Origin of the sequence: Algorimicrobium echini (assembly GCF_900115185.1) — a bacterium.
In the GTDB taxonomy this organism is placed as follows: domain Bacteria; phylum Bacteroidota; class Bacteroidia; order Flavobacteriales; family Flavobacteriaceae; genus Algorimicrobium; species Algorimicrobium echini.
In genome coordinates, this window is sequence record NZ_FOVN01000003.1 from 76,136 (window position 1) to 89,354 (window position 13,219).

At 35.3% G+C, this 13,219-nt stretch carries 9 protein-coding genes; 3 read left to right on the top strand and 6 right to left on the bottom strand.

What is annotated here, in order from left to right:
- Positions 1 to 68 precede the first annotated feature (68 nt).
- From BM239_RS08995 to BM239_RS09005, 3 genes are all read right to left on the bottom strand, one after another.
- Complete coding sequence (locus BM239_RS08995; protein WP_092207766.1) at positions 69 to 1,364, bottom strand: amidohydrolase family protein; 1,296 nt, start codon at positions 1,362 to 1,364, stop codon at positions 69 to 71.
- A 19-nt stretch (positions 1,365 to 1,383) separates the two neighbouring features.
- Positions 1,384 to 4,359 carry an amidohydrolase family protein gene (locus BM239_RS09000; RefSeq protein ID WP_092207768.1) on the bottom strand — a complete coding sequence of 992 codons (2,976 nt, stop codon included), beginning with the start codon at positions 4,357 to 4,359 and terminating at the stop codon, positions 1,384 to 1,386.
- Between the two features lie 93 nt (positions 4,360 to 4,452).
- Entirely contained in the window at positions 4,453 to 5,508 is a 1,056-nt protein-coding gene (locus BM239_RS09005) for a DUF3810 domain-containing protein (protein WP_092207770.1), read from the bottom strand.
- 72 nt (positions 5,509 to 5,580) lie between these two features.
- Here BM239_RS09005 and BM239_RS09010 point away from each other — a divergent pair, with 72 nt between their 5' ends.
- Entirely contained in the window at positions 5,581 to 7,044 is a 1,464-nt protein-coding gene (locus BM239_RS09010; RefSeq protein WP_092207772.1) for an aminoacyl-histidine dipeptidase, read from the top strand.
- Between the two features lie 78 nt (positions 7,045 to 7,122).
- Here BM239_RS09010 and BM239_RS09015 read toward each other — a convergent pair whose 3' ends face one another.
- The 3 genes from BM239_RS09015 to BM239_RS09025 are packed head-to-tail and all read right to left on the bottom strand — an operon-like array spanning position 7,123 to position 9,868.
- On the bottom strand, positions 7,123 to 8,280 hold the full coding sequence (locus BM239_RS09015) for a peptidylprolyl isomerase (protein ID WP_245758219.1): 1,158 nt from the start codon (positions 8,278 to 8,280) through the stop codon (positions 7,123 to 7,125).
- A gap of 30 nt (positions 8,281 to 8,310) precedes the next feature.
- Positions 8,311 to 8,856, bottom strand: a complete 546-nt coding sequence (gldI, locus tag BM239_RS09020; RefSeq protein ID WP_092207774.1) for a gliding motility-associated peptidyl-prolyl isomerase GldI — start codon at positions 8,854 to 8,856, stop codon at positions 8,311 to 8,313.
- Positions 8,849 to 9,868: a DHH family phosphoesterase gene (locus BM239_RS09025; protein WP_092207776.1), complete on the bottom strand. Its 1,020-nt coding sequence runs from the start codon at positions 9,866 to 9,868 to the stop codon at positions 8,849 to 8,851. Before BM239_RS09025 ends, gldI begins: the two co-directional genes overlap by 8 nt.
- Before the next feature lie 150 nt (positions 9,869 to 10,018).
- Here BM239_RS09025 and BM239_RS09030 point away from each other — a divergent pair, with 150 nt between their 5' ends.
- Positions 10,019 to 10,438 carry a nucleoside-diphosphate kinase gene (locus BM239_RS09030; RefSeq protein WP_092207778.1) on the top strand — a complete coding sequence of 140 codons (420 nt, stop codon included), beginning with the start codon at positions 10,019 to 10,021 and terminating at the stop codon, positions 10,436 to 10,438.
- A 100-nt stretch (positions 10,439 to 10,538) separates the two neighbouring features.
- Positions 10,539 to 13,109, top strand: a complete 2,571-nt coding sequence (locus BM239_RS09035) for a M4 family metallopeptidase (RefSeq protein WP_092207780.1) — start codon at positions 10,539 to 10,541, stop codon at positions 13,107 to 13,109.
- Positions 13,110 to 13,219 lie beyond the last annotated feature (110 nt).

The window sequence follows — 13,219 nt, forward strand, 5'->3', positions numbered from 1 at the left end:
TTTTACGAACTTGAATATAGAAAAAACGAGTCTTTTGAAGACTCGTTTTTATTTCCAGTAATAACGGGTTACTGATTCTTATACTTTTCAGAATAACGTTTCCATAATTCTGTTTGGTGACTTTCTAAACTTATTTCACGACCTTGAATAAAGGCGTGTGTCAATATATTGGTTTGCATATCCAAAGCATCACCTTCACTAATAAAAAGTGTGGCGTCTTTTCCTGCTTCTAATGTACCAACAAAGGCATCAATACCTAAAATTTTAGCGTTGTTAGATGTGATTAATTTTAGAGCTTCTTCTTTATCCATCCCGTACGCTGCGCAAGTTCCTGCGTAGAACGGTAAATTACGTGTTTGGAAGTTTTCCGCATTTCCAACTTGAATGCCTACAAGAACATCTGCGTCATATAAAAGTTTTCCTAATTTAAATGGCATATCGTAGTCTTGATCATCACTGGCTGGTAATGTATGTGGTGTATTAATTAAAACAGGTATGCTGTATTGTTTTAATAAGTCGGTTACTTTATGTGCTTCTGCACCACCTACAATTACCAATTGATCAATTTTATTATCTTTTGCGAAATGAATAGCATCTGTAATTCCTTTTTCATCATTGACATGGATAAACAGTTTTTGCTTGCCATTGTATAAACCTTGCATCGCTTCAAAGGGTAGGTTTTTAGGAGTTTTATCGCCTTTTAAATAGGCTTTACTGTCGTTAATAAAGGTAACAACCTCGTTAATTTGCTCTGCATAATCTTTATTTGGTTTTAAACCTGCAGGCTCACCCAACCACCATCTACCTCTTGAAAAAGCACTAGGCCAGTTTAAATGAATACCATCATCTGTTTTAATAGCGGCATCTTCCCAGTTCCAAGCATCTAATTGCACAATGGAGGAGGTTCCTGAAATACGACCACCTTTAGGAGAAACTTGTGCCATTAAAACACCATTTGGTCGCATGGATTCTACTACTTTAGATTCCGTATTGTAAGCAATTAAACTACGTACATGTGGAATCATAAAGCCAACTTCATCTTGGTCGTCAGATGCTCTAACAGCATCTACTTCTACTAACCCTAAAGCAGAATTAGCAGCAATAAACCCAGGGTACACGTGTTTACCTTTAGCATCAATTACGGTCATGCCTGATGTGTTGGGATTTGTGGTGTTTACAGAGGTGATTTTTCCATTTTCAAAAACAATCACAGAATTTTCAATAACCTGGCCGTTTCCAATGTGTGCCGTTGCTCCAATAATTGCAATGGGTTTTGTTTGTTTGGTTCCAGGTGTTTGTTGCGCGAATGAGAAGTTTCCCATGAAAAGCACTATAATGAATATATATATTGTATTATGTTTCATCTTATTTTCTTTTTAGTTATTAAAGCGTATCACAATGGAAAAGTTCATCTTCTTTTTTAACAATTGGTTTTGTTTTCAAGCCTTTGTTTTTAGCTTGTAACATCATGGTTGTTAATTCATTTTTCTCTTGTTTCATAGCGTTACGAATTTGTTTATCACGATCGATATCAAAATATACAGCTCCTTCAATTAGTGTTTTTTCAGCTTTAGAATATACAGACATTGGGTGGCCGCTCCATAAAACCATATCAGCATCTTTTCCTACTTTAACACTTCCAACACGATCGTCAATATGTAATAACTTTGCTGGATTTAACGTGACCATTTTCCAAGCATCTTCTTCGCTAATACCGCCATATTTGATTGCTTTAGCCGCTTCTTGATTTAATCGTCTAGACATTTCAGCGTCATCACTATTAATAGCCGTAACGATTCCCTGGTTATGAAGAATAGCGGCATTGTATGGAATGGCATCATTCACTTCAAATTTGTAAGCCCACCAGTCACTAAAAGTCGAAGCACCGACACCGTGTTCTTTCATCTTATCTGCTACTTTGTAACCCTCTAAAATATGTGTAAACGTATTGATGTTAAAATTAAAACGTTCTGCAACTTCCATCAACATATTAATTTCACTCTGAACATAAGAATGGCAACTTATAAAACGGTCTTTGTTTAAAATTTCAGAAAGGGTTTCCATTTCCAAATCTTTACGATACGGTTTGCCGCTTTTCTTTAAAGCCTCATATTCTTTTGCTCTCGTAAAATAATCGGTATACACTTGTTCCACACCCATTCGGGTTTGTGGGAAACGTGAACGTGAATAATCGCCCCAATTGGATTGCTTTACGTTTTCACCTAATGCAAACTTGATGAATTTAGGACTATTAGGAAAGATTAAGTTTTGTGCTGATTCGCCCCATTTCAATTTGATAATTGCAGAGCGACCTCCAATAGGGTTGGCAGAACCATGCAAAATTTGAATGGTTGTTACACCACCTGTTAAGTTTCTATAGATATTTATATCGTCTGAATCTACAACATCTTCAATAGTAACTTCTGCTGTAGAATTTTGTCCGGCTTCATTAACTGCTGCTGTTGCAATATGCGAGTGTTCGTCAATAATACCTGATGTAATATGTTTTCCTGTGGCATCAATAACCATAGCATTTCCAGCGCTCAGATTGTTGCCAATTTTTGCAATCTTACCGTCTTTTACAAGCACATCGGTGTTTTTTAAAATACCTGAAGCTTCATTGGTCCAAACTGTTGCATTTTGAAATAATATAGTTTTTTGTTTTGGTCTTTCCGAAAAACCATAGGCTTCATTTGGATAGGTAACAGGAAAAATCTTTATATCAGATTTAGACTCCTTGTTGTCTTCATTTTCAGAATCATCTGATTTTTCAGCATCTTTAGATTCCAGTTTTTTAGCGTAAAAAGTGGTTTCATTACCATTTGGTAAAATGGCAGACCCATTTAAATTTGCTGTATTTGAAATTTTAGCTGAAAGCCTTACGAAATCTTGCTTGGTGGTATCTATACTAGAAAATGCTAATGACATCCAATCATCAGTCATTGCTATTTTAGAGCCTAACGTTTGTGTATCCGTTTTTACAGTAGCTTTCAACTTCGAGATTTCACCAGAAATTTTTAAATCGTAGGTGGTTCCAGCAACTTGTAATTCATAATCGCCACGAATATCTTTTGTATTCATCGGAACAATTTCATGTCTGTTACCCAGAACCCAGTTTTCATAAAGTGTTGTTTTAGTATCGAAAATGGCTCCTGAAGTAATTAAAAAATTTGCGTATGACCCATTTTTAAGGGTTCCAATTTCGCTACTTTTTCCAATAATTCTTGCAGGAACGGTTGTTAATGCGGCTAAAGCTGCCATGTCATCCAAGCCATATTGAATGGCTTTTTGAAGGTTTGGCATAAATTCAGACGGTTTCTTTAAATCGTGTAAGGTGAGGGCAAAAGGCACACCATTTTTATGTAAAACAGCAGGATTACTAGGTTTCTGATTCCACTCACGCATATCGGCTAAAGATGCTGTGTTTGCCATAATCGGATCTTCCATATCAAATGCATCTGGAAAATTAATAGGGATGATGAATGACGCATTTGTAGCCTTAATTTCTTGAATTAATTCATATTCATCACCACCACCAACAATAACATACTGCGTCTTAACATCGTCTCCAACTTTGTCCATGCGCAAGTCGTTCATTTTACTTCCTGCATCAATTATTTGAACCAAATTTTTATTGTTATTGAACGCTTCTAACGATCGGTCTTTTGTTTCAGACAAGCCTTTAGCGTACCATTCCGCATCATAATTTACTTGTCTGATTAGCGCCATAGCTCCCATTAAAGAAGTGGGATAGGCTTGGTTAGACGTGATGCTTTTGCGTGTTGATAAATATTGTGCAGAACGATCAGCCAAAATACGAGAGGCATCTGTTCCAGTAGGTGATAAGGCAATTAAGCTACCAGTTCCACGAATAATACCATCTGGAATATGTGTGTTAACCGTTCCAAAACCAGCTTCGCGTAATTCGGTTGCTGTTTTAGCATCAAAAGCATAACCCTCAATAGCGTTTTGCTCTGGTTTTATGTGGTCGTTCCAATAGTAACCTTCTCGAGAGGCATCATATTGTGGGCTATTAGAATTTTCTGCACGTTCTGGTTTTTTGGTTCCAAACGAAGAATATATATCTACAAATGAGGGATAAATATGTTTGCCTTCCAAATTAATAATCGTTGTGTTTTCTGGAATTTGAACTTGCTTTCCACTAGAAATAACTTTGCCATCTTTAATTAATAGTGTGGCATTGTTAATTGTTTCTGTTGGAGAAATGTGAATGGTTGCATTGGTGAAAGCATGGTAATTATGACTTTCAGTTTTTACACCATCATTTTTTGGAAAATAGTTTTGTGAAAACAGTGATGTACTGCATACAAAACACAAAAGCATAAGGAGTTGTTTCATGGGTTTAGGTTGGTTTAAATTTTAAAAATTAAATATAAGTAATAAGAAATGGGTGCTAAACGAATTGAATGTTTTTTAACATTTTGTTTAGTATTATAAAAAATAGTTTACATAAAGTGCAACAACATAGCTATAACTTTCCATACCACCTTGTTGGTTATTGGCTTTTAAAAAGGAATTGTAAGTTTCTTTAAAAACGGGTTCGGTGATGTTTTGATAGCCATTCCAGAAATCTTGAACTTCTTGATAATTCTTTAAAATACCCCTATTAATGGTTGGCAATAATGTGTCATATTTTTCCGGGCTTCGTCTGTAAACTTCATACAAACAATGCCGTAAAGCGAAAGTTGTACCGCAGTATTTAAAATAAATGTCTTCATGAGACATAGCAGCCAAACTACCAATAAAATTGGCTTCGTTTTCTGCTGCATATCCTAACTGATGTGCAATTTCGTGAGATACCGTTGTAGGAAATTTATAAATTGGAATGAGTTCGTCTACCTGTGCTTCATTAGTTAGTGGGTTTAAATAACCGCTAAAACCCATATAGGTGAGTGGTAAGCTAAATAAGGACATTTTAATGCTTTTTGGGTGGTACTCCAAATGCGGATACTGCTTTTGTAATTCTTTATAACCCAAAGGTGCCATGCTTAAAATGTCTTTTTTGGAGTAGGGTAGATCTACTTTTAAGGTGTCATGAATGGCGACTCCTAGATGGAGTGCATTTGATTTTTTAATCAATTTTTCGGTTACCGTTACGAGTTCTTCGGTTGTATAATTGGCTTTCAGGTTTAGGTTTTTATGAAGCGGTAACCTATAATAGTTAAAAGCCCAAAACAGATGAAAAGCAAAATAGATGAGAGAAATAGTAGCAAAAATATCAATCACCCAATTTTTAAAATCTTTGAAAATGCGTTTTCTAGTAACCACTAACCAACGGATTATAAAAATAATAGCAGTTGCATAAAAAATATCCCCAAATGAAAATGGTATCCAACCAAACACCAAGCGGGATATAGTAGAAATCCATTGATACATACCAGTGCTATAATAGGTTTCTACAAATTCGGGAAACTGTGCTAAAATATTAAGTAGTATAATTTGTGGAATAAGCGCGAGCGCAACTAAAAGCTTTGGGTTTTTCTGCATATTTCAAAAATAAGGAATTGTTTTATTACTCTGTACATAATAATTACCTTTGTAAAACTTAAAAATACAGATATGAACGAAGCAATACGAGAACTAGAACCAAAAGCCTTATGGAATAAATTTGCCGATTTAAATGCGGTACCACGACCTTCAAAAAAAGAAGAACGTGTTATTGCCTTTATGAAGGATTTCGGACAAAAATTGGGTCTAGAAACTATAGAGGATACCGTAGGAAATGTCATCATAAAAAAGCCAGCCACAAAAGGTATGGAAGATAGAACGCCAATCGTTATGCAGTCGCATTTAGATATGGTTCATCAAAAAAATAATGATACCGATTTCGATTTTGATACTCAAGGTATAGAGATGTATGTGGATGGTGATTGGGTTCGTGCAAAAGGTACCACACTTGGTGCTGATAACGGCTTAGGCGTTGCAACCATTATGGCTATTTTAGAAAGCACAGACATTGAACATCCAGCCATTGAAGCTTTATTTACAATTGATGAGGAAACCGGTATGACAGGTGCCATGGGACTGGAAGGTGGTTTATTGAGCGGTCAGATTCTTTTAAATTTAGATACAGAAGAAGATGATGAGATTGGTGTAGGTTGCGCTGGTGGTGTTGATGTTACGGCAAGAAGAAGTTATAGAGAAGAAGAAACACCTGAATTTAAAACTGGTTTTTCAATAACCGTAAAAGGCTTACAAGGTGGGCATTCGGGGATGCAAATTCACGAAGGTTTAGGAAATGCGAATAAAATTATGAACCGTTTGTTATTTGATGGTTTTGAGAATTTTGGTTTACGAATTTCTGAAATTAAAGGCGGCAGCTTACGGAATGCCATTCCTAGAGAAAGTAAGGCAATTGTTGCTATTGATTCTATTCATGAAGATGCTTTTATTATGGAAATGGCACAATATGCTCAAATTATTAAAACAGAGTATAAAACTATGGAGCCTGATTTGATAATTGAAGTAACTAAAGTAGATACGCCTAAAAATATTATGGATTTAGGTGTTCAGGAAGGTGTTACTCGTGCGTTATATGCGGCTGTAAATGGTGTATATAGAATGAGTGCAGATATTAAAGATTTAGTAGAAACTTCTAACAACATTGCACGCGTTGTTATTAAAGATGGAGCTATAGAAATAGCTTGTTTAACACGTTCATCCGTAGAAAGTGCTAAATGGGATTTAGCCAATAGTTTACGAGCTACTTTTGAATTAACAGGGTGTGAAGTTGAATTTTCAGGGGAATATCCTGGTTGGACACCAAATATGGACTCTAAAATATTAAAAGTTTTAGAGAAACTTTATATAGAAATGAACGATGAAAAACCACATGTTGCAGCTTGTCATGCTGGATTAGAATGTGGTATATTAGGTCAGAATTATCCAGACATGGATATGATTAGTTTTGGACCTAACATTAAGGGCGCGCATAGTCCAGATGAACGAGCTCAAATTTCATCAGCTCAAAAATACTGGAAATTTGTTTTAGAGATTTTAAAGAATATCCCAAAGAAACCATAAATTACTTGATGTAAGTAATCCCATAAAAAAGCCGCGTTTCTAAATTAGAAACGCGGCTTTTTTATAAACTGTTTTTGATTATTGTTTTCCTTGAATGCCTTCAATTTTCAGATCGAAAATTAAATTGGTATTAGGAGGAATTGGGCCAGAACCATTTTCACCATAGCCTAGATAAGATGGTATAAACACTTTTGCTTTATTACCAACATTCATGTTTAACATAGCTTCTCTAAAACCAGGAACCAATCCAGCAGTTTCATTGTAAATCATTGGAAATGGTTGGTAACCACCTTGAGCATCGCGTTGTTCGTTATAAGCATTATTTGCTTTAGCAACTTCTGCCCAGCTTGTATCAAATAAACGTCCATCTTCAAAGAAACCAGCATAATTTACTAATACTTTGTCTGCACTTGATGGTTTTGTGTTTTCGCCTTCTTCCATAAAGATCATCACCACGCCTGTTTCTAATTTTTTAACAGTACCTAAACCTTCGTTTTTAGCAATAAAAGCTTCAGCTGCAACACTAGCTGATTCTTTAAGTTTTTGGCGAGCTGCTTCTTTTAAAGCTTCTTGCTTCTCTAAAACTTTAGGTAATTCATCCTGATAAACTGCAGCCGCATTAAAGTCTTCAGCAGCTTTTCCTTTTCTAATAATATTTAGTTTTTCAATAATTACAGGTTCAATAGGCTTGTTGCTACCTGACTGGACTTGTACATTTGAAATAGTATCTAAAACGTCCATCCCAATTACTACTTCACCAAAAACAGAATGCTTATTGTCTAAATGTGGTGTTGGTACTTCCGTAATAAAAAATTGACTTCCATTGGTGTTTGGACCCGAATTAGCCATAGAAAGGATACCAGGCTTAGAGTGTGTTAAATCTGGGTGGAATTCGTCTGTAAATTTATAACCAGGATCACCAGATCCAGTTCCGGTTGGATCTCCACCTTGAATCATAAACTTATTGATAACACGGTGAAATGTTAAACTGTCATAATACCGCTTTCCTTTATAGGCGTCAGAAACATTTGGGTGTGTGCCTTCTGCTAGAGCCACAAAATTGGCAACCGTTACGGGAACTTTATCGTAAAATAACTTGGTAACCATGGTGCCTTTATTGGTTACAAATTCGGCATAAAGTCCTTCTTCTAAATCAGGATACTGCTGACTGCAAGAGGTGAAACTTACTAAAAGTGCCAAAGCTAATAATTTCATGGTATGTTTTAATGTATTCATTTTTAAGTTTTAATAGTTAATTATATCTATTTAATTGGGTTCAGTTGTTTTAATATCTAGAAGGGTGACTTCGCAAATAAGTGGCACATTCGTACCAATTTTATTCTCATCACCATAATAACCATAAGCCTTTTGAGAAGGAAACAGGAAGGTAACTGTTTCACCAGATCGCATGAGTTTTAAGCCTTCACGCAAACCTGTAAATAATTCCTGTTTATCCATGATGTAAGTTTGCTGCATCAAGTCTGCTTTACTATAAATTACGGTTTCATTAATATCTTTAATAGAGTAGTTATATATAAGCGTATCACCAAATTTTGGTGTTGTTAAAGAATCCGCTACTTTGGTATTGTAATAATACCAAAAACCATTTTCTGAAGTCTTGTAATTTGTAACAGAATCTTTAGACATAATGCTTTCAAAAGCAGTGCGTTCTCTGTTGTTTAATTTGATATTTCGTTTAACGGACTGATCTATAAATGATCCTGATTTAGCTGAAATAGGCCGTCTTGCTTCTGGTGATTTACAGGCAAAAACGGTTAGTAGTAGGCAAGTTAATACTAGAAATTTATTCATTTTTCAGGGCGTTATTATAAGCAGGTAATATACTAATAAATTTTTCAACGGTTTCGGGCAACGATAAATTGCTTTTACCGCCTGCAGCATTTGTATGACCACCTCCTTCAAAATGTGCTCGTGCAAATTCATTTACAGAAAAATCACCTTTAGAACGAAACGACATTTTAATGATATTGTTTTGTTTATCTTCAATAAATATGACGGCAAAAATAATATTTTGAAGCGATAATGCATAATTTACAAATCCTTCTGTGTCACCTTTTTTATAGTTATACGTATTCAATTCATCTTGCGATAGTGTAATATACGCCGTTTTAGATTCCGGAATAACTTTTAAATTAGTAAGTGCGCAACCTAACAGTTGCATACGATCGAAGCTATTGGCATCCATTACGGCATTATGAATTTTGGCAGGTTGTGCACCTTTGTCAATTAAAAAAGCAGTAACTCGATGTGTTTCACTTGTTGTGGATGCAAAACGAAATGATCCTGTATCGGTCATGATTCCCGTATATAAACAGGTTGCTATATCTTGGTTAATCAAGTTCTTATCATCAAGCATGGTAATAAAATTGTAAACCATTTCGCAAGTGGAGCTCATGGTTACATCTGAATACATGTAGGCGGCATAAGCATCTGGTTGTTGGTGATGATCAATCATAATTTTCAGTGCAGAGCTGGATTTTAAAACCAACTCCATATCACCCGTTCGGTTTAAGGCATTAAAGTCTAAAGTAAAAATAACATCAGCATCACTAATTAAATCATTACATTTTCCGGTTTCCGCGTCGTATTTTAAGATGGTATTTTCACCTGGCATCCATTTTAAAAAGTCTGGATAATCGTTGGGTGCAATAATAATGGCTTCTTGATTATGCATTTTTAAATAGTGATAAAGACCTAATGTAGATCCAATAGCATCACCATCCGGATTTTTATGAGGAACAATAACCATTTTTTTTGGTGATTGTAGGAGTTGTTTAATATTTAAAATAGCTTCTTTTTTCATAGGTGACGAATATACAATTTTTTAATATTGCTTTATATGGTTTTTATTAAGAAATACATTACTTTTGCACGAAATTTAAGGGAAAGAAATTTAATTGAATACCCTCTCTTATAATAGAAATATATTAATAGAAACATAACTTACAAAAGAATGGCAACAAATAGAACATTTACCATGCTTAAGCCAGATGCAGTTGAAAACGGACACATTGGCGCAATTTTAGAAAAAATCAATGCTTCAGGTTTTAGAATCGTAGCAATGAAAAAAACACAAATGACTCAGGCTGATGCGGAAGCTTTTTACGCAGTTCATAGCGAACGTCCATTTTTTGGCGAGTTGGTTGAGTTTATGACACGTGGTCCTATTGTAGCTGCCATTTTAGAAAAAGATAATGCTGTTGAAGATTTTAGAACCTTAATTGGTGCTACAAATCCAGCAGATGCTGCCGAAGGAACTATCCGTAAGCTATATGCAACTTCAATGGGAGAAAATGCAGTTCATGGAAGTGACAGTGATGAAAATGCAGCTATAGAAGGTGCTTTTCATTTTTCTGGTCGTGAAATGTTTTAATTATAAAGCAACTTATAGATATAAAAGCCTAAAATGTTAATACATTTTAGGCTTTTTTTATTCTAAACGGTATCTTCGTAACATTCTAAAAAAGAATGCTATGAAAAAAACAAACTATGCTTTATTAGTTTGTGTCCTGTTTTCTACCTTATTATTAGCTCAAAATAAACAAAAAGCTATAGATAAATTGAAGCTGAATACACAAGCTCAAATTACAGTTAACTCGCAATCTGGTGTTCCAGAATTTATTAGGTTTCATGAGCCAATAACCCTATCAGGTGTTACACTTCATGAAAAAATTCAAATGTTTTTGGAAACCAATAAAGGGCTATTTAATGACACACAAGATTTAAGCAACTTCACATTTCAACTCGCTAGAAAAGACAATTATGGTTTTCAAAGTGTAACCCTGAATCAGCATCATCAAGGTGTTCCTGTTTTTGATGGCCAATTGCGATTTCATTTTAATCATTCTAATCAACTAACTGCAATTAATGGCAACTACATTACAAATATTAAAGTAAATGCTGTTCCTTCAATTTCAGAGCAAGCGGCAAATGCTGCTGCTCTAAATATGTTAGCAAAACAAGATATTAACTATTCTGGTGAAACCGTTTTTGCACACAAAACCAATTTATTTGTTTTTCAAAAAGGCCTTATTGAAAATAATTTGGGTTCTAGTTATTTGGTTTATGAAGTAGAAGCCAGAAATGATGCGGATGTTCGTGAATATGTATATATCAATGCGCATGATGGTACTTTGGTGGAGCAATTTACTGGTATGCCACATGCACTAGATCGTATTGTTTACGAAGGAGATACAACTACTGTTGCTTGGCAAGAGGGTGATGTTTTTCCAGGTAATTTGACTATTTGGCAGCGAAATGAGGTGGTAGCTTCTGGTCATGTTTATAATTTTTTTAATAATGCTTTTGGGTATGTGTCTTATAATAATGCGGATGCGCAAATGATAACCATTAATAACAGTAACATTCCCAATTTTAATTGTCCTAATGCAAACTGGAATGGAGTTTCTGCTAACTATTGTAATGGTACAGCAACTGATGACGTGGTTGCGCATGAATGGGGACACGCTTATACTGAATATACAAGTGGCTTAATTTACGCATGGCAATCGGGTGCAATCAATGAATCGTTTTCAGATATATGGGGAGAAACGGTTGATTTATTAAATGATTACGCGGATGAAGATGATGATGTATCCTTAAGAACGGGCTGCAATAGTTCTGACCGTTGGCGAATTGGCGAAGATGCGACTGCCTTTGGTGGTGCTATTCGCGATATGTGGAATCCACCATGTAATAACGACCCAGGAAAAGTAACTGACGGCATATATAGATGCGGCGAAGGTGATTTTGGAGGTGTTCATTCTAATTCTGGTATTCCAAATCACGCCTATGCACTTTTGGTTGATGGAGGTACCTATAATGGACAAACTATTAATGGCATTGGCTTGACAAAAGCAGCACATATTTTTTGGCGTGCGCAAAGCACCTATTTAACAGCTACTAGCGATTTCTTTACGCTGGCAGACGCGCTTGAAGCATCTTGTACAGATTTATTAGGTATTAATTTAGAAGGATTGTCTACAGAAAATGCACCTGCAGGACCATCTAATGAATTTCTAACCATGGCAGATTATAACGAATTAGTAAAAGCTATTCTTGCCGTAGAATTACGTATCGAACCAGAGCAATGCGGATTTACAGCAGTAATTGGTATGGCTCCAGATCTGTGTCAAAACGCTCAAGATAATCCAATTTACGTTGAAGATTGGGAAACAGGAGTTGATGGCTGGACAGTCTATCAATTACAAACATCATCAACCTGGATTGCACGAGATTGGCAAATACAAAGCAGTTTACCAAGTGGTAGAATTGGAAGCGGTATGTTTGCTGTAAATGCGCCAATTGGTGATACCTATGGTGGTAATTGTCAAACTAGTTTTCAAAATGGAATTATGAGTTTGGAAAGTCCTGTCATTGAGATACCTGACTTTAATGAAGGCACATTTGAAATGGCCTTTAATCATTACGTTTCAACTGAACCAAATTGGGATGGTGTAAATATTAAATATAAATTAGATACTGGTAATTGGACATTAATTCCTGTTACAGCATTTATTGTAAACGGTTATAATGATGCCATTAATCCAGCTTCAGATGGCAATGATAATCCAATGGAAGGACAAGATGCTTTTACTGGTTCGGATGGTGGATCGAATAGTGGTAGTTGGGGAACAAGTGTCATTAATCTATCTGCTTTAGGTGTTGTTGCTAATAGTAACATTCAATTTAGATTCGATTTAGGAAGTGATGGTTGCAATGGACGAGAAGGCTGGTTTTTAGATGAAGTTACGGTTTACAACTGTGCTTATGCCTTATCTGTTGAAGATTTTTCAGCATTGGAAAACGGCATAAAAGTATACCCAAACCCGTCTCACGGTCAGTTTATTATGAAAAATATGGATCATCTTAATTTAGTTAAAGCGGATGTTATGGATATTAATGGCCGTTTAGTTAAATCTATAGATTTATCAAATATTCAGGATTCAGCCACTATAGATATATCGAGTGTGGCTTCGGGTTTATATTTTATGAAAGTTTACAGCCAAAATGCAAATACCGTTATAAAACTGATAAAAGAATAAATAGTAAGTATATCTTAAACAAAAAATCCTGCAAATTGCAGGATTTTTTGTTTTTGAAAATATTTTTGAATTTCACTAACCTTTCTTAGTGTCATGAGAAATATGAAATA